The organism is uncultured Desulfosarcina sp. (assembly GCF_963664155.2).
GTDB lineage: Bacteria > Desulfobacterota > Desulfobacteria > Desulfobacterales > Desulfosarcinaceae > Desulfosarcina.
This window is the reverse complement of record NZ_CAXXXH010000002.1, coordinates 1-16,730: the sequence shown is the minus strand read 5'-3', so window position 1 is coordinate 16,730 and position 16,730 is coordinate 1. Positions and strand designations below refer to the sequence as shown.

The 16,730-nt window shown below is 53.8% G+C and carries 16 protein-coding genes, 1 tRNA gene and 1 pseudogene; 7 read left to right on the top strand and 11 right to left on the bottom strand.

Features of this window, described 5'->3' with window-relative positions; genetic code table 11:
* Positions 1 to 4 precede the first annotated feature (4 nt).
* From ACHZBS_RS24280 to ACHZBS_RS24265, 4 genes are read right to left on the bottom strand one after another with little or no spacing between them, the layout of a single operon-like run.
* Positions 5 to 535 (bottom strand): type 1 glutamine amidotransferase domain-containing protein, encoded by a 531-nt coding sequence (locus ACHZBS_RS24280; protein ID WP_319409131.1) that lies wholly within the window; start codon positions 533 to 535, stop codon positions 5 to 7.
* 10 nt (positions 536 to 545) lie between these two features.
* Positions 546 to 1,460, bottom strand: a complete 915-nt coding sequence (locus ACHZBS_RS24275; RefSeq protein WP_319409130.1) for a phosphatidylglycerol lysyltransferase domain-containing protein — start codon at positions 1,458 to 1,460, stop codon at positions 546 to 548.
* On the bottom strand, positions 1,457 to 1,870 hold the full coding sequence (locus ACHZBS_RS24270; protein ID WP_319409129.1) for a GNAT family N-acetyltransferase: 414 nt from the start codon (positions 1,868 to 1,870) through the stop codon (positions 1,457 to 1,459). Before ACHZBS_RS24270 ends, ACHZBS_RS24275 begins: the two co-directional genes overlap by 4 nt.
* Before the next feature lie 9 nt (positions 1,871 to 1,879).
* Positions 1,880 to 2,794 (bottom strand): diguanylate cyclase, encoded by a 915-nt coding sequence (locus ACHZBS_RS24265; protein WP_319409128.1) that lies wholly within the window; start codon positions 2,792 to 2,794, stop codon positions 1,880 to 1,882.
* Positions 2,795 to 2,958: 164 nt separating this feature from the next.
* Between ACHZBS_RS24265 and lepA the strand changes: the two genes are divergently transcribed.
* The 7 genes from lepA to ACHZBS_RS24230 all read left to right on the top strand — a co-directional run bounded on the left by lepA (position 2,959) and on the right by ACHZBS_RS24230 (position 11,091).
* Positions 2,959 to 4,755: a translation elongation factor 4 gene (lepA, locus tag ACHZBS_RS24260; protein ID WP_319409127.1), complete on the top strand. Its 1,797-nt coding sequence runs from the start codon at positions 2,959 to 2,961 to the stop codon at positions 4,753 to 4,755.
* A gap of 11 nt (positions 4,756 to 4,766) precedes the next feature.
* Positions 4,767 to 6,071, top strand: coding sequence for a 3-isopropylmalate dehydratase large subunit (locus tag ACHZBS_RS24255; RefSeq protein WP_319409126.1), 1,305 nt, complete (start codon positions 4,767 to 4,769; stop codon positions 6,069 to 6,071).
* Entirely contained in the window at positions 6,058 to 6,582 is a 525-nt protein-coding gene (locus tag ACHZBS_RS24250) for a 3-isopropylmalate dehydratase small subunit (RefSeq protein WP_319409125.1), read from the top strand. Before ACHZBS_RS24255 ends, ACHZBS_RS24250 begins: the two co-directional genes overlap by 14 nt.
* A gap of 185 nt (positions 6,583 to 6,767) precedes the next feature.
* A complete protein-coding gene (locus ACHZBS_RS24245; RefSeq protein ID WP_319409124.1) occupies positions 6,768 to 8,561 on the top strand; it encodes an SLC13 family permease in 1,794 nt (597 codons plus the stop codon).
* A 154-nt stretch (positions 8,562 to 8,715) separates the two neighbouring features.
* A tRNA-Phe gene (locus tag ACHZBS_RS24240) sits at positions 8,716 to 8,788 on the top strand.
* A 317-nt stretch (positions 8,789 to 9,105) separates the two neighbouring features.
* Positions 9,106 to 10,281, top strand: a complete 1,176-nt coding sequence (locus ACHZBS_RS24235) for a transposase (RefSeq protein ID WP_319409123.1) — start codon at positions 9,106 to 9,108, stop codon at positions 10,279 to 10,281.
* Between the two features lie 234 nt (positions 10,282 to 10,515).
* Positions 10,516 to 11,091 (top strand): hypothetical protein, encoded by a 576-nt coding sequence (locus tag ACHZBS_RS24230; RefSeq protein WP_319409122.1) that lies wholly within the window; start codon positions 10,516 to 10,518, stop codon positions 11,089 to 11,091.
* 28 nt (positions 11,092 to 11,119) lie between these two features.
* Here the strand turns inward: ACHZBS_RS24230 and ACHZBS_RS24225 are convergent, their stop codons facing one another.
* From ACHZBS_RS24225 to ACHZBS_RS24195, 7 genes and pseudogenes are all read right to left on the bottom strand, one after another.
* Entirely contained in the window at positions 11,120 to 11,656 is a 537-nt protein-coding gene (locus ACHZBS_RS24225; protein ID WP_319409121.1) for a hypothetical protein, read from the bottom strand.
* A 96-nt stretch (positions 11,657 to 11,752) separates the two neighbouring features.
* Positions 11,753 to 12,888 (bottom strand): IS3 family transposase gene (locus ACHZBS_RS24220; protein ID WP_319405970.1). Its coding sequence is split into 2 segments (ribosomal slippage): positions 11,753 to 12,609 and positions 12,609 to 12,888, totalling 1,137 coding nucleotides; the frame shifts between segments, so codons are not numbered across the junction.
* A 373-nt stretch (positions 12,889 to 13,261) separates the two neighbouring features.
* Positions 13,262 to 14,293, bottom strand: coding sequence for a hypothetical protein (locus ACHZBS_RS24215; protein WP_319404677.1), 1,032 nt, complete (start codon positions 14,291 to 14,293; stop codon positions 13,262 to 13,264).
* Between the two features lie 13 nt (positions 14,294 to 14,306).
* Positions 14,307 to 14,576: a leucine zipper domain-containing protein gene (locus ACHZBS_RS24210; RefSeq protein WP_319404678.1), complete on the bottom strand. Its 270-nt coding sequence runs from the start codon at positions 14,574 to 14,576 to the stop codon at positions 14,307 to 14,309.
* Between the two features lie 72 nt (positions 14,577 to 14,648).
* Positions 14,649 to 14,951 (bottom strand): transposase, encoded by a 303-nt coding sequence (locus ACHZBS_RS24205; RefSeq protein WP_394708070.1) that lies wholly within the window; start codon positions 14,949 to 14,951, stop codon positions 14,649 to 14,651.
* 226 nt (positions 14,952 to 15,177) lie between these two features.
* Positions 15,178 to 16,095 (bottom strand): annotated as a pseudogene (locus ACHZBS_RS24200) (IS481 family transposase); the annotation flags it as partial.
* A 176-nt stretch (positions 16,096 to 16,271) separates the two neighbouring features.
* A partial coding sequence (locus tag ACHZBS_RS24195) for a hypothetical protein (RefSeq protein WP_319409119.1) occupies positions 16,272 to 16,730 on the bottom strand: 459 nt, incomplete at its 5' end.

Sequence of the window (16,730 nt, the reverse complement as noted above, 5' to 3'; positions counted from 1 at the left end):
CCCTTTATGGGCGGTCACCGCCCAGCACCCCGATGATAGCCCGCATAAATGCCGGCAGATCGTCCGGCGTCCGGCTGGTGACCAGGCGGTCGTCCACCACCACTTCCTTGTCCACCCAGTTGCCCCCGGCGTTGACCAGGTCGTCCTTGATGGAGAAATAGGAAGTGACGGTCCGGCCGCGGATAATATCCGCCGACACCAGCATCCAGCCGGCATGACAGATGGCGGCCACCAATTTGCCGGCCTCGGCAAATCCTTTCACCAGGCCGACCATGGCCGGGTATCGGCGCATGTGGTCCGGGGCATACCCGCCGGGAATGACCACACCGTCATAATCGGCAACGGAGATATTCCCCGCCGTGGTATCGACTTTTACCGGAAGCCCGGTCTTGCTCTTATAAACATCGGCACTGCCCGATCCCACTACGGTGACCTGGGCACCCGCCTCCTTGAGCCGGTAGAAGGGGTACCAGAATTCGAACTCGTTATAAAAGGTTTCCACCAGAATCAGGATTTTCTTGCCTTTGAGTTCCATTGTCTCACCTCTATTTCAGGATCAATTTAACGGATCGCACCATCTTGAACGGATGATACGATTTCTTGGCCTTGGCCAGCCCGGGAATACCCATATCGCTTTCTTTATTCAAGTAGGTATAACCGTTAAAAAGCCGACTCGCACAGGCGTTGTCGAAATACTGGTAGAGTCCCTTGATGCTGCTGAAGGCCTTTTCATATTGTAAGGTCGCCATATCCCGGGTCAAGGGGGCAGAGATGCCGAAGGCACTCACCTTGCCGTCAATGCGCAGCAGGATACCTTTCAGGTCGAAGGCGTCGAAGTGATTCAGGGTATTGATGGCCGCCTGCTTCTCGCAGGCAAGATCCATCTGGTCATCCGCGTCACAATCGCGCTCCCGGCACCATTCTTCCAGGAAGACCAGGCATTCTTCAGCATTTTCCCGGTCAATGGAATCGATGGCCACCTTCCCCGGGTCCACATAATCACGCTGGAACTGGTTGATGAGGTTGCGTTTTTTGGAATAGCGGTTGCCTTTGAGCCCGGCAAGGTCCGCGACCCGGTAGACATAGTCGTCATAGGCACCCTGGTGCTTTACCGTGAAAAAGCGACCGACGATATCCTCACCGAAATGGTCCACATACGCCTCGGGAACAAACCAGTATTCCGTGTGCCCGGCCAGGTTGGCCACCGTCACCAGTTCCTCGGGGGTAAACATCCGGTCCGGAGAGATCGGCAGCAGCAGATGCCGGTTTTTTTTCAAGGTTTCGAATTCGGCGGCCACAATCATTGCATTTTCATATACGGCACCAAACGGTTTGTACTCCGTGTTGGTCCATGCAATGATAGAGGACAGGGAGTAGGCGCACAGGGAATAACGCTGGTTGTCGAAATAGGGGAGATAGGTCCTATAGTCCGGTGGTGTCAGTCCTTTGAAATTCATCATGATGTCTTGAGCATGGGCACGGAATCGGCCATGGGCGAAAATCCCAGGGGTCGATAAAATGGATGCGTCTTCCTTTCTGCAATGAGTCCTATCCAGCCGATACCGTCGGCCTCCAGTCGAGCCACCAGTTCGGACACCATCCGGGAGCCGATGCCCTGCCTCCTGAAGGCCCGGTCCACGGTCACGTCCTGAATGTAGGCGTCGCTGATCCGGTCGCTGATGGCGCGGCCCATGGCGATAATGCACTCCGCCTGGCGGGCCACCAGGAAGCAGTGGCTGCCGGCAACGATGCCGGCGACGAGCAACGGGTTGTCCGCCTCGTCCGTCCACCAGCCGGCCTGCCGGTAAAGTCCGGTCAATCGAGCGATCTCAATCCGGGACGGTGTTTCAAGAAACGAATAATCAATCATAAACAAGGATCATCCAGCGGGGTTGTCGAAGAGGCAGGAAACCTGATTGCGGCCGGCCTGCTTGGACTGGTACATGGCCTGGTCGGCCCGCTGCACAAAGGTGGAGATCTCTTCTTCCTGGCGATACTGGGTCACACCGATGCTGATAGTGATCTCCAGGTCGGAATTTTTGCCGTCGGTGAAATCTTCGGCAGCCACGGCAGTCCGAAGCCGCTCGGCAACCGTCCTGGCTTCTTCGCCATGGGTTCCCGGCAGGATGATGGTAAACTCTTCTCCACCGTATCGATAGGCGGTGTCCATCTTGCGGAGGCAGGATTTGATAATCCGTCCGAGCCGCACCAGAATTTTATCCCCCTCCAGATGGCCGTAGGTATCGTTGAAGTCCTTGAAATTATCGATATCCAGCAGCAGCAGGCTCAGCGTGTGCCCGTAACGGTTGAAGCGTTCGATCTCCCCTTTGAGCTGGCTGTAAAAATGCCGGGAATTGAACAGCTGGGTGAGGCCATCGGTGATGGAGAGTTTTTTCAACTTCTCCAGCATCTGAATCCGCTCCTGGTTGAGACGGCGCTCGTTGAGCACCCGCTTCAGGCGCAACAGCAGTTCTTCGAAGCGTACCGGCTTGAAAACAAAGTCACTGGCCCCTTTGCTGATGGCCTCTTCGTATGAGTATTCCGTGCTGTAGCCGGTCATGACGATGACATCGATGTCGTGGTCCCGCTTGATCCGATCGGTCAATGCCAGGCCGTCCATGCCGGGCAGCAGAATGTCCGTAATGACCACCTCTACGACCTCTCCGTTAAGAACATCCAGGGCCTCTTCGGCACTGGATGCGACCGAAGCTTCATATCCGGATATTTCGATAAACTCGTGCATCGCATCCCGGATGGAGAGGTCATCGTCGACAATAAGAATGTGTGGCGTCATTTAGCTCGTTTTTCATTATCGGCAGAACGCTCGCGGATATCGGTTGACATGCCCGAAAACGGTCTGATATTAATAAAAATTTTATAAAATGAAAAGATTATAACCATGTTAAAATCCGGTGTCAACCGGCAGATGATACCCGTTTTGATCGAACCCGTAATTATATGAAAAACATACGCAACTTCAGCATCATCGCTCATATCGACCATGGCAAGTCCACCCTGTCCGACCGGATGATCCAGTCCAGCAAAATCATTTCGGACCGGGATTTCAAGGACCAGATTCTGGACTCCATGGATATCGAGCGCGAGCGCGGCATCACCATCAAGAGCCAGACCGTGTGTCTGCCATATAAATCCAAGGATGGCAAGACCTACGACCTGAATCTGATCGACACGCCGGGTCACGTGGACTTCACCTACGAAGTCTCCCGGGCGCTGGCCTCCTGCGAGGGGGCGCTCCTGCTGATCGATGCCAGCCAGGGCGTGGAGGCCCAGACACTTGCCAATCTCTATCTGGCCCTGGAACACAACCTGGAAATCATTCCGGTGATCAATAAGATCGACCTGCCGTCGGCGGACATCGACCGGGTTAAAAATCAGATTGAAGAGGATCTGGGGCTGGATCCGGAAACGGCCATCCTGGCCTCGGCTAAAGACGGTGTGGGGATCGATACCATCATGGAAGCCGTGGTCCGGAAGCTTCCGCCACCCGTAGGCGATGCCGACGCGCCGCTGAAGGCGCTGATCTTCGATTCCCATTATGACCCGTTCAGAGGCACCGTTGTTCATTTCCGCATCAAGGATGGAACCATCCGCAGCGGGGATCGTATCCGCTTCATGTCCAACAACGCCACCTACAAGGTTGAGGAAGTGGGGGTTTTTCAGATCGTTCGGGTACCCAAAAAAGAACTGACCGCCGGAGAAGTGGGATACATGATCGCCGGTATCAAAACGGTAAGCGATACCCGCTGCGGCGACACGGTCACCCATCACCGCCAACCCTGCGATAAGGCCCTGCCCGGTTTTAAAGAAGCCAAACCGGTGGTCTTTTCCTCCATCTACCCGGTGGCATCCGACGCCTACGAAGACCTGATCGTGGCCATGGAGAAGCTCAAGCTCAACGACGCCTCGCTGATCTATGAAAAAGACAGCAGCGCCGCCCTGGGATTCGGCTTCCGCTGCGGCTTCCTGGGCCTGCTTCACCTGGAGGTGGTCCAGGAGCGCCTGGAGCGCGAATACGATCTCTCCCTGATCCTCACCGCCCCATCGGTTCGCTACCGCCTGATGATGAACGACGGGGAGGAACTGGTCATCGACAATCCGGCCCTTTATCCTGACCCGACCAACATCGAGTATGCCATGGAGCCTTACATCAAGGCGGCCATCATCATCCCGGACCGCTACATGGGCGCCGTGATGAAGCTGTGTCTGGAGCGCCGGGGCATCAACAAAAACTACCAGTACCTGACCAACAAACGTCTGGAAATGGTCTTCGAACTGCCCCTTGGGGAAGTGATCTACGACTTTTACGACCGGCTCAAATCCATCACCCAGGGTTACGGATCCTTCGACTATGAACTGATCGACTATCGCCGGACCGACCTGGTGAAGCTGGACTTTCTGATCAACGGCGAGCGGGTGGACGCTTTGTCCATGCTGATCCACCGGGACAACGCCGTCAACCGGGCCCGTATCGCCTGCGACAAGCTCAAAGAGGAGATCCCCCGCCAGATGTTCAAGATCGCCATCCAGGGCGCCATCGGCGGCAATATCATCTCCCGATCCACCGTATCAGCATTTCGCAAGGATGTTACGGCCAAGTGCTACGGCGGGGACATCTCCCGCAAACGCAAATTATTGGAGAAGCAGAAAAAAGGAAAGAAGCGCATGAAGATGGTGGGCCAGGTAATGCTGCCCCAGTCCGCCTTTCTTGCTGTGCTCAAGACCGACACGGATTAACGGGAAAAACCATGGGAAAAACCATCGCACAGAAAATCTTCGACGAACATCGCGTCGGCACACCGGATACGGACGTACACGTCATCCGCCTGGATGCCGTCTTCTGCCATGAAATCACCACGCCACCGGCAATCGTGGACCTCGAACGGCGGGGAAAAGACCGGGTATTCGACCCGACGCGCATCAAGGTGGTCATCGATCACGTATCCCCGGCCAAAGACTCCAAAACCGCCCTGCAGGGCAAGATCCTGCGAGCCTGGGCCCGGCGCCACGGCATCGTCGATTTTTTCGACATCGGCGCCAACGGTGTCTGCCATGCCCTCTTCCCGGAAAAAGGGTTCGTCCGTCCCGGGTACACCGTGATCATGGGGGATTCGCACACCTGCACCCACGGAGCCTTCGGCGCCTTTGCCGCCGGTGTCGGCACCACCGACCTGGAGGTGGGCATCCTCAAGGGCGTCTGCGCGTTCAGGACGCCGGACACCATGCGCATCAACATCACCGGGAACCTGCCCCAGGGCGTCTTTGCCAAAGACGTAATTCTGTCGATCATCGGCCGCATCGGGGTCGACGGCGCCACCAACAAGGTGATCGAGTTTGCCGGTCCCGTGGTCGCGGCTATGGATATGGAATCGCGCATGACGCTTTGCAACATGGCCGTCGAAGCCGGCGGCACCTGCGGTATCTGCGCCCCGGACCGGGTCACCGTTGACTACCTGTGGCCGTTTATCAAGGACGACTACCACAGCCCGGAAGCGGCGTCGGCGGCCTTTAACCGCTACCAGCCGGATGCCGATGCCGCTTACGACCGGACCATCGACCATGACGTTTCCAGCCTGGCACCCATGGTTACCTTCGGTTTCCGGCCGGACAACGTCAAACCGGTATCTGAAATGACCGGTACTCCGGTGGATCAGGTATATATCGGATCCTGTACCAACGGCCGCATCAGCGATCTGCGCATTGCCGCCCGGGTACTGGCGGGAAAGCGGGTCAGCGAAAGGGTACGGGCCATCGTCTCGCCGGCCACGCCGAAAGTATTCCGCCAGGCCCTGGAGGAGGGTCTTGTCAAGACATTCATGGACGCGGGCGTTTGCTTCACCAACCCCACCTGCGGCGCCTGCCTGGGCATGAGCAACGGGGTGCTGGCCGACGGCGAGGTCTGCGCGGCCACCACCAACCGGAATTTCAACGGCCGCATGGGCAAGGGGGGCATGGTCCACCTGATGAGCCCGGCCACCGCCGCGGCCACCGCCATTGCCGGCAGCATCGCCAACTCCCCGCTGTTCAAAGGAAAAGAGCATGAAATCATTTGATGGCAGGGTCCTGTTTCTGGACCGATCGGACATCAACACTGACGAAATCATACCGGCCAGATACCTCACGGAAATCTCACGAGAGGCCCTGGCGCCCTGCTTGCTGGAAGACCTTAAGCTGAACGGATTCGACCCGGCAACGGATATCGCCGGCAAACGCGTCATCGTCACCCGGGCCAACTTCGGCTGCGGCTCCTCCCGGGAGCATGCCCCCTGGGCGCTGGAGGGCAACGGCATCAACCTGGTGGTGGGCGAAAGCTTTGCCCGGATCTTTCGCCAGAATATGTTCAACTGCGGCATGATGGCCGTGGAACTGCCGGCTGACACCATCGACCGGCTGTTTTCTGCCTTTGCCGGTCGTGAAACAACGGTTGAGACGGATATCGATAGCGGCACCATCACCGTTTCCGCCGATGGAATTAAGGAGGTCATCCCCTTCTCCATCTCCGGATTCGATGCGAACCTGGTCACCGCCGGCGGATGGGTGGAATATGCGGATGCCAAGTTCTGAAACTGGAGGACGGAAGGCTGAGGTCTAAAAACCGGATCCAGCATTCTGAGTTCGGGGTTCCTGGCTTCTGGTTATCGACTCCGGGTTCAGCGTTTTGGTTTTAACGTCTGAGAATTGTCGCAACCGATTCCAACCGTGGTCGACTCTCGGATACCCGACTTTCGAAAGATGACGGGTGGTTTGAAATGACGATTGCCGCCTACCTGACACTTGCCCTGCTGCTGGTGCTGTTCGTCCTTTTGGTTAAAACGAAGATCCCGGCACCGGCAGTCTTTGTCGGGGCGTTGACCATCGCCTTGACCATGAAGCTGGCCCCCGCCCATGAACTGTTGAAGGGATTCAGCAACCAAGGCATGCTCACCGTGGCCGTCCTGTTCATGGTCGCGGCCGGCATGTACGCCACCGGCGCCATCACCATGATCATGGACAAACTCATCGGCCTGCCCAAATCCATTGCCGGCGCCCAGGTCAAAATTCTGCCCCCCATCGCCTTGGGGAGCGCATTTCTCAACAACACCCCCCTGGTAGCCATGATGATTCCGGTGATCCGGGACCTTTCCCGCGCCAGCCGGCTGCCTGCAAAACAGTTGTATCTCCCCTTAAGCTTTGCCTCGATCCTGGGCGGCATGTGCACGATCATCGGCACGTCCACCAACCTGGTCATTGCCGGCCTGGTTATTGATGCCATCGCCAAAGGCGATCCCGCCCTGCCCGGTATCCGCCCGCTGAAGATGTTCGACCCGGCCCTGGTGGGAATACCCATTGCCGTCACCGGCATCGCCTTCATGATCCTGGTGGGGCGCTTTTTTCTTGCCGACCAAGAAGATGACAAGACGGTCGACGCCGTCATGCGGCGCTACACGGCGGAATTCGAGGTCCGTGAAGGGTCGCGGATCGTCGATCGCACTCTGAAGAACACGGGAATTGCCAGCGGCGACAACGTTGAAGTGCTCTACATTCGACGGGCGGACACGATTCTGACCAATGACCTGATGCACGAGCGGCTGGAAGCGGGCGATCTATTGTCGTTTTCTGCCGATGTCCACGCCATGACCGAGCTGTGGCGGACCAACGCACTGGTGCCGCATCTCACGCTGAACCCCATGGAAACCGAGCGGCACACCCACCATCTGGTAAAAGCCGTGGTCTCCCGGCAAAGCACGGCGGTGGGCAAAAAGATCCCCGACCTCCCCCGGGATGTCAACGCCTGCCAGTACAAGTTTGTGGCCCTTTCCCGGGACGGGCAGCCCCTTGCAGGGCCTCTTGAAGAGGTGACCATCGAAGCCGGCGACAATGCGGTCCTGGAAGTCAACGACGATTTTTTCTATGAATGCCAGATCGAGCATGACTTCGCGCTTACCAAAGCTCTGGAGGGCTTTCACCTCCAACGCACAGATCGGGCGGTAGAGGCCAGTCTGATCACCCTGGCAATGATCGGTGTGGTGGCCATGGGCTGGATGAGTATGCTCAATGCCAGCCTGCTGGCCAGCGGGGCCATGCTTTTGACCGGTTGCCTGAACCTGCGCACAGCCGCACGCAGCATCGACTGGGGGACTCTGGTGGTGATTGCCTGCGCCATCGGCCTGGAATCGGCGGTCACCCGCAGCGGACTGGCCGAGCAGATTGCCGGCCTGCTCACCGCCATGGGCGGCGACAACCCCCACCTGGCCCTGGCGGTGATCTTCGTCGGCTGCTCGTTTATGACCAACGTAATCACCAACAACGCGGCAGCGGCCTTCATGTTCCCCATCGCCCTGTCCACCGCAGGTCAGCTGGGCGTGAGTTTCGTGCCATTTGCCATCACCCTGATGGTATCGGCCTCCTGCGCCTTCATCACTCCTACCGGCTATCAGACCAACCTCATGGTCTGGGGACCGGGCGAGTACAAATTCACCGACTTCGTCAAAATCGGAACAGTCATGACCCTCATCGTGGCAGCGCTGACGATCTTTCTTACACCGCTGATCTACCCGTTTTAGAATACGATTTTCTCAAGCAGTATGAACAACCATGGTCATGGTGATGACAGCTTGGCAGTTAACCGTTTAGGACAAAAAAGCCCTTGACTTATCTTTGAAAAAGGGTTTATAAGCGGTTTTTCTTGAAACGGTAGCTTGCCTTTTCAGGAGCCCCGCCGAGGTAGCTCAGTCGGTAGAGCAGGGGACTGAAAATCCCCGTGTCGGCAGTTCGATTCTGTCCCTCGGCACTTAAAATGCACATAAAAATAAGGGGTTTAGGCAGATGCCTTCACCCCTTATTTTTTTGTGGCACCAACCTTTGGGAGCCTATTGGGAGCAACCAAAATTATTTTGGGATACGGCGAAGGAAACGGATCATCCAAGCCGGAGCTACCAACCATTCTCAGAACAGCTTTTCAACTCATTACTGAAGTTTCGCAGTTAATTTTCCAGCAATCGGAGAGAGTAATGTTTTGTAAATATTAGGAATTTAATTGAAAAGCGGCTCTCTGTTTAGTATATTAGACATCGCCAAACACCTAATATCACTAAAGAAAGAACCGCTATGTCCATTCCTAATACATTTTCCCTCTCCTTGCAAAAACAATTTGGTACGGAGCGTATTATCGATGACCACGAGCTGAACCAGGCCTTTACTGCTCTCAGGTTCAACTCAATGGTCCGCAGCAGCAATATCATCAAAAAGCGAGGACGCGAAACACTCACGCTGCTGTTTGCTTTTATCCTGATACCGTTCCTAAAAAGAAGCCTGACAGGATTCTGGAACTGCAGATACCTGCAGAATTACGTCCAGGCCCATAAGGATACGTTCTACCGGTTCTTGAACAATGAGACATTCAATTGGCGCAAACTGGTTTATCTGTTAGCGCTCAAGGTGATCGCCACGAATGATGATGTCCCGTTAGGCGAGAAAACATTGATCGCTGATGATTCGATCTGCCCCAAGACAGGTAAGGAGATTGAACTGGTCAGCTACCATTTCGACCACAAGGTCAACCGCTCCATCCTTGGGAACCAGTACCTGCAATTGGGCTTTCACAACGGGTTGAACTTTTTCCCGTTGGATGGCGCCTTTCATACCTCCAGCCATCGGCCCAATACCCATATGCGTGATATCGACAAGCGCACCAGCGGCTGGAAGCGGCGTAAAGAGGCGCTGAGCAAAAAGACCGATGTTCTGGTAAAGATGATCGACAACGCCTGGAAATCAGGGATCGATGCCAGTTTCGTCTTGTTCGACAGTTGGTTCTCCCATGACGACATCATCCGGCGGATCGTGGATATCGGCTACGGGGTCATCTGCCGGCTAAAACGCGGTCGCGTCAAGTACGGATACCAGGGAAAGGACTATACCCTCAAGCAGTTGTGGCAACAGTTCGCCAAAAAGAACACGGTCTGGATCAAGGATCGCACCGTTAAAGGGGTGTGTGTTGATGTCACCTTGAAGAAGACCGGCCACGTCCGGGTGCTCTTCGTTTCCGATGGCCGCAAACAATGGCAGGCCCTGCTCTGCACCGATATCGAACGGGAACCGTCCCGGATACTGGACTACTACGCCAGGCGCTGGGCGATCGAGGTTTATTTCAAAGATGCGAAGCAAATGCTCTACATGGGAAAAGAGCAGAGCAATACATTCGATGCCCTGGTGGCGTGCCAGAGCCTGGTGATGATCCGGTATTCAAGAAATGAATCATCAATTATTGCGCCTCAGAGACCTTGATTGGGGCGTCGGTTATAGCAGCGACGAATCCGACCTTATAAGCTGTTTCTATGAGCCAGCAACCCGGCGTCAGGCATCGGCGGGGTCCCGCCAAGAACAGGCGCCAAAGAGATGGCGGACGCATACAGAAAGTTTGTCGCCAAGATTAAGAGTGCGAGTTCAAGCAGCAACAACAAAAACCATCATGTCACAAAAAAAAGCTGGGATCGCAAATAATTCTTTAGGAGCACCATCATGGAAGCCATAATCGCAGTTTTAGCATTCATCGTGTCAGCGGTATCGCTTGGGATCACTTGGAAAAAAAACGTGAAAGACAAAAATTATGGTTGCGACAAGGAATTGTTCGAAAACCTAAAGAACTCTTTGGAGTCCGCATATGCGGCGATCACTGTCGACGAAGCAAAGAGTCCGACTCCGTCAGACCAAAGAATTGATTGGTTAACAGCTGCGAGACACATCCAGCGCTACCGAGAACTTCGACAAAATTTTGAGACTCGCCTATTTCAAGTATTGATGGATGAACAAGAAGAATACTGGAGAAACAAATTCTATATCCTGTTGAAAACCATAAAATCAGGCAGCTTCTTTCAAAGCATCGACTCAGAAATGGAAGAGGAATGCATAGATGTTCGGTCCGCTGCCGTCGTCTACTCGTTCGCGCAATGGAAAAAAGGGTTTGGAGACCCAATGGAAAATGTCGAGCTCGAAGAAATGATTAAGGAATACGGCCTGTTTTCATCAGCGAACATGGCCTTCAAACATTATATCGCAACAAAGTTTCCAGGATTAGCAAAAAAAATATCTGGTTAAATCAATTTCGAGACTGTTCTGCCAAACATCATGGTTTGAACCAATCAAAAAACTTAGGGCACAAAATAGCAAGAAATAAAAAATCGGAGACAATTACAAAACCAGTGGACCAAAAATTATAGTACAGCAAAATAGTTGCTTTTGTAATCCATTTGTAAGGCCCCGTAATTATTTTTGTTTGGCGATTCGCAGGAGTTTGATTATCAGCAACTATTTTGCTGCATTGATCTTCAAATGACCCATTGCCATTTAGATCCCAACTTGTCAGATTGCAGATCCTTTCAGCTGTTTTATAACTCTGCCTTGCAAATGCAATCTGAACAACCACGCAGAAAGCTGTAAGCAAAATGGTTGGTCGACTAAAAAAATAGAAATATTCTATCTCTTTAATTTTGTTATAATGAAACCCTAAGATTGTTGCGCTAGCAAGGACAGCAATGATCAGGCCTAATCCAGAAATAATTATAAAGTTAACTATGCCAAAATGAAGTCTGACTAATCTGAATTTTAGAAAGTCTTGGAGGATCTCGATCTTTTTATCAGGATTAGTTGATAGAAGAGACATGGGCCCAGTGTTTGTGGGAGGTGGACCCCATCGGCTGGACAGCCTGAGGGGTAGAATAAGCTATGAGCCGAGAGCTTTTTAAAAGATAAAAAGGCATCAGGCAGCCTCGGCGAAAGGATGGGGCAGACCGTAATAAACCTCATCCGGGGTTCTGTCGTCAAGGGCCGAATGGCCCCGTTCGTGATTGTAATAATCGAGCCACCGGCCCAGACCCTGCCGCAGCGCCTTACCGGTGTCGAATGCGTGCAAGTAAATGTATTGGTGTTTGAGGGTCCACCACAGCCGCTCGACGAATATATTGTCCTGGCAACGACCCCGACCATCCATACTGATGGCGACCTTGTTATCGATGAGAACCTTGGTGAACGCGTTGCTGGTAAATTGAGCCCCTTGGTCGGTATTGAAGATTTCCGGTGGCTCATAGCGGCTCAACGCCTCTTTAAGGGCATCGATACAAAAGGCGCTGTCCAGGGTGTTGGATATCCGCCAGGCGAGCACCTTGCGGCTGTGCCAGTCCATGATCGCCACCAGATACATGTACCCACTGGCCATGGGGATGAAAGTGATGTCGCTGGCCCAAACCTGATTGGTGCGACTGATGGTCATACCCCTTAGCAGATAAGGATATACCTTATGCTGGGGATGGGGGCGGCTGGTCCGCGGTTTGGGATACACCGCCTCGATACCCATTAATCGCATCAGCCGCTGAACCCGTTTGCGATTGGCTGTTATGCCCTGACGATCCAGCTGGCGGCTGATCGTTCGGCTGCCCGAGGATGGATTGGTAAGATACAGTTCGTCGATCTTGCGCATCAGTTCCAGCTCTTCTTGGCTTATGGGTATGGGTTGGTAGTAATAGGATGACCGGCTAAGATCGATTAGTTCACACTGCCGGGAAACGCTCAGCTGCCGATCCAACGGATCGATCATGGATTTACGCTGTTTGCGATTCAGCTGCTGAGCTTGCGTGCTAAAAAATCGTTTTCCACCTTGAGTTGACCGATCTGGCGGTACAGTTCGGCGGTTTGGGCATCGGCCTGTTTTCTGGATCGGTGGCTTTTATCGAAGATATCGGCTGCACCGTCGAGCATCTGCCGCTTCCAGGTGGAAATCATGGTGGGGTGAACACCGAATCGACTGGCCAACTGTGCTGCGGTTTCTTCGTTCTGAATGGCAGCCAGAGCGACCTTGGCTTTGAACTGTGGACTGTGTGATTTGCGCTTGTTACCCATCGTCAGATCCTCCTCATTTTTGGTCTGACTCATAGCTTAGCACATTGTCCAGTTTTTGGGGTCCACCGCCGTGAGAATATATTTGGCGCGTAGCTCGGCACAAAAACTCCTGTAATAATCAGCGTCATTAAAGAAATGCTTTAATAGTAAAGATACGCCGGCTAATATCAAAGACGCAGAAATAAATAAGTATTGAAATGCTTCCATATCTCCCCCCCATAATAGATAGTTTTTGTGAACCAATTTGATATCAATCAATTTGCCTTTTTTTAGAAAAGCATTTGTTGGCTAACTTGATCAGTTGTGTTGATAATCTAATTTCAGGTGGGATCAAAAAAACAAAAATCGCTTCTATACTACGTGTGCTGCATCGCTAATTATGACAATATTTCGGCAAAAAATGGGGTAACACTTTTTCCGGTTTGCGGATGACGATCATCCGGTTTCTCTCCATCCATTTTCTGGCAGCCACGCGCCATGCGGTCGGATCGATTCCATTCTTGCCGGCGCGTGCAGAGATGTCAACGGCCAGATCGAAAATCCAGTCATAGGCCTCCTTTCGCTGACGTTTGGTGCGGCGCAATCGTGAAGAAGAAAAATAGGCACGGCAGGCATTCTTGCCGGACAGGCTGCGCCGGGGACGATGATTCCATGCATGGGCCGCGTTGTCCACTTGCAGTTCCAATTCCCGATCGGAGTCGGCCGCATGTTTCCATGTGCACAGCCAGGTTTTCAGTTCCCCCTGGCTGTGTTCGATAGCCCCGTTATAACTGGGGGTGTAATAGGGGCTGTTGATGGGGATGACCATGTGTTCCTCAAGAACGTCGTTGACCGAAGCGTGATTCAGGTTGCCGGCGTTGTCCCGCTTGATAAACAGCGGCGGACCGAACCGGCCGAAGTGCCGAGACAGGTGGCCGGCGATTTCCTCCCCGCAGGGCTCATAGGCGCTGGTCAGGGGAGCGAACTTATACCGGGAACACAGGTCCTGGACGTTCTGAACGTAACAATCCCGGTATTCCAGGCCGTCCATGGCCCAGGCCAGATCCGGCCGCAGCCACTTAGCCTGGCACTGGCAGGCGGCTTTATCCTTGTTTGTATCTGTGCGAACCGCTTTCACCATGGCGTTGAACTCCCGGCGCGAGATCCCATGCCGGCAGGCCTCGTACAAGTTGCCAGTGCCGGCCGTGCGCTTGCGGCCATGGGGCAAATCTTCAATCTGCTGTCTCAACGCACCCAGGTCGATGGGCTGGATTTTTTTAGCGCCCGGCTTTTGCACCGGCTTCCTGCCATCATGGATGCGCCGCTTCCAGCGCATGTAGCTGGGCAGGCTCACACGGGTCATGGGCACCAGCCGGGCTACCGGCACGCCGTATTCGGATTTTAAGGTTTCTATTTGGGCCACCATGTTTTTGATCTGCTCATTTTTTTTTCTTCCGGTCTTTGGACCGGATGCGAAGGTCGAAGGCGATGTCCTTTAAAATCAATTTCTGTTCGAGCAGTTCCTTCTCCCGGCGAAGGCTGGCCATCTGTTTTTCGAACATCGCCCGGGCCGGGGCTTCCTCCTTCTCCGGCCGGCCCGGCACCTGGTCGGACAGACCGTCGAGCAGCGCGGACAGCCCCCGCTGCTCCCATTTGTAATAGGTCTTACGGGACGCCCCCAGCTGCCTGGCCGCCGCAGCGGCCGTCATCAGACCGCAGCGCACCTTCATGATCAGTTGCGCCCGCAACCGGGCCTGGTCCTGCGGTTTTCTTTCCATAGGCTAATTGGCCTTGCTCTGGATGGTTTTCAGACGCTTTTCCAGTTTGACCAGGTTGCCGCCCGACAGCTTCCTGTCGATCAGTTTCTGCAGCCGGGGAGGCAGTTCCCGGGTCGTCTGGGGCCGTTTGGGAGACAAGGCGGCGAGCATCCCCTCCATGGCCTGGTTCTGCCATTGATCCAACAGCGCCCAGCTGACCGACATCTCCCGGCAGACCTGGGTCATTTTCTTGGTTTCCGTCCAGACGGACAGTACGGCGGTGATTTTCTCTTTCGGGTCGAATACCCGGCGGGTTCGCGTTTTCATGAGGGGAGTCCTTTCCGGCATCGTAGACCAGTTCTTTTTCATCGTCCACCAGCATCTTGACCTTGCCCTTTTCGGCGCGGATCACCACGCTCTGGTCCCCCAGGCGGCCCACCATGTAAAACGGGTCGCGGGGTTTGCCCCTAAGGGCCAGTTCCAGGGCGTTCTCCGCCACGCCTTGTTCCAGGGTTTGCTTCAGGGCTGTATCGATCTCGAAGAACCGGTCGGCCGGGCATAACCCCCCGATGCCCTGATGCGGCCGCTTGTAGTTGTAATACTTGACCCAGAAGGCGATCCGGCCGGCGGCATCTTCGTAGCTGGTGAACTGGGCCCGCTGCAAAAACTCGCTCAGGATGCTTTTCCAGAAGCGTTCGATCTTGCCCAGCGTCATGGGATGGTGCGGACGGGACCGGATGTGCTTGACCCGATCCTTGGCAAGCTCCTTTTCGAAGCGGGTGGTGCCCCGCCAATTGGTGTATTGTCGGCCGTTGTCGGTGAGCATCTCCTTGGGCACGCCGTATTCGCCTACGGCCCGGCGATAGGTCTCGATGACATTCTCCGCGGTCTGGCTGCGGTAAAATCCCAGGCCGATGATATACCTGCTGTAGTCATCCAGATACCCGATCAGGTAGGCGTTTTTACCCGCCAGCCGGAAGGTCATGATGTCGCTCTGCCACATCTGGTTGGGCCGGGCCCGTTCGAAGAAGCGGGGCTTGGCCGGATTCTTTTTGGGCTTTGTTTTGACCGGGGTGGCAAGCCCCTGGTCCCGCAGGGTGCGCTGCACCGTACTGGGGCTGGTCCGGACCAGGAAAAACCGCTTGAGAGTATCGGCAATGCGCCGGATCCCGTAACCCGGATGTTCCTTCTTCAGATCGACGATGCTCTGGGTGACGGCGGCCGGCAGCTTCGATCCGGATGGTTTGTGAACCTTGTTCAACAGGCCCTGTTCCCCGTGCTGCCGATACCGCTTACACCATTTGTAAACGCTGTAATCGCTGATGCCGAACTGCTCGGCAATCAGGGGCGCCGGGTATCCGTCCTCCAGGTACAACTTCACCACTTTGAGGCGTAGTTCGAAAGGGTATGGTGCCGCGGATCGCCCCCGCTTGCCCCTTTTCTGCGGTTTTCTTTTGCGGTGAGTTCCCATGAATAACACTCCTTTCTCCTTGTTTTCTAGTTACCGGAGTGTTACCCATTTTTTGCGAAATCAGATTGTCAGAAATTGGAAATTAGGACAAAGTGCATAGGTGTGAATCCTTATTTCATAAACCTAAAGAACCTCTGCTTGGTTTATAACCATTATATCGCGCATAACGAATGAACTCAGCCGCCGCTTTCAGCGGTCGGCTGGAGCGACTTAGGTTCTTTTTGTTTTTGTGCTAAATCTTCAAGGAATGTTTTTTCTTTTTTTCCATAAGACCATGTAAATCCAGAGCTCTTAAATAGAAAGTTATTATTTTCAAAGAAAATAATCTTTGAAAAATTTGAAGATAAATTTTCGGATGATGTGGATAGTATGGTTTTGTCATTTTCCCAATAATAATCCCACCATTCTTTTGAATCTTCAAACACATTTATAAACATGTATGTATATGATGTTTTTCTATCTTTAATGTGTGCGCGATTTATTCCCATTCGTTTAACTTTTATAAAGTTGTGTTTGATGAAAACAGATAGAGCTGATTCTGTTATACCAATGACACGCCAAGGGTTATCTGTTTCACCAAATAATTCAGTCAAAAGCCTTATTTTCCTTTTAATGGGGATATGCATTTGCGTTAG

What these genes read in the sequence shown, in the direction of transcription:
- lepA (WP_319409127.1), top strand. Translation starts at nt 2,959, where the DNA reads ATGAAAAACATACGCAACTTCAGCATCATCGCTCATATCGACCATGGC.
- ACHZBS_RS24225 (WP_319409121.1), bottom strand. Translation starts at nt 11,656, where the DNA reads ATGTCTCTTCTATCAACTAATCCTGATAAAAAGATCGAGATCCTCCAA.
- ACHZBS_RS24210 (WP_319404678.1), bottom strand. Translation starts at nt 14,576, where the DNA reads ATGACGGCCGCTGCGGCGGCCAGGCAGCTGGGGGCGTCCCGTAAGACC.
- ACHZBS_RS24270 (WP_319409129.1), bottom strand. Translation starts at nt 1,870, where the DNA reads ATGATTGATTATTCGTTTCTTGAAACACCGTCCCGGATTGAGATCGCT.
- ACHZBS_RS24265 (WP_319409128.1), bottom strand. Translation starts at nt 2,794, where the DNA reads ATGACGCCACACATTCTTATTGTCGACGATGACCTCTCCATCCGGGAT.
- ACHZBS_RS24245 (WP_319409124.1), top strand. Translation starts at nt 6,768, where the DNA reads ATGACGATTGCCGCCTACCTGACACTTGCCCTGCTGCTGGTGCTGTTC.
- ACHZBS_RS24255 (WP_319409126.1), top strand. Translation starts at nt 4,767, where the DNA reads ATGGGAAAAACCATCGCACAGAAAATCTTCGACGAACATCGCGTCGGC.
- ACHZBS_RS24250 (WP_319409125.1), top strand. Translation starts at nt 6,058, where the DNA reads ATGAAATCATTTGATGGCAGGGTCCTGTTTCTGGACCGATCGGACATC.
- ACHZBS_RS24205 (WP_394708070.1), bottom strand. Translation starts at nt 14,951, where the DNA reads ATGAAAACGCGAACCCGCCGGGTATTCGACCCGAAAGAGAAAATCACC.
- ACHZBS_RS24235 (WP_319409123.1), top strand. Translation starts at nt 9,106, where the DNA reads ATGTCCATTCCTAATACATTTTCCCTCTCCTTGCAAAAACAATTTGGT.
- ACHZBS_RS24280 (WP_319409131.1), bottom strand. Translation starts at nt 535, where the DNA reads ATGGAACTCAAAGGCAAGAAAATCCTGATTCTGGTGGAAACCTTTTAT.
- ACHZBS_RS24275 (WP_319409130.1), bottom strand. Translation starts at nt 1,460, where the DNA reads ATGATGAATTTCAAAGGACTGACACCACCGGACTATAGGACCTATCTC.
- ACHZBS_RS24215 (WP_319404677.1), bottom strand. Translation starts at nt 14,293, where the DNA reads ATGGTGGCCCAAATAGAAACCTTAAAATCCGAATACGGCGTGCCGGTA.
- ACHZBS_RS24230 (WP_319409122.1), top strand. Translation starts at nt 10,516, where the DNA reads ATGGAAGCCATAATCGCAGTTTTAGCATTCATCGTGTCAGCGGTATCG.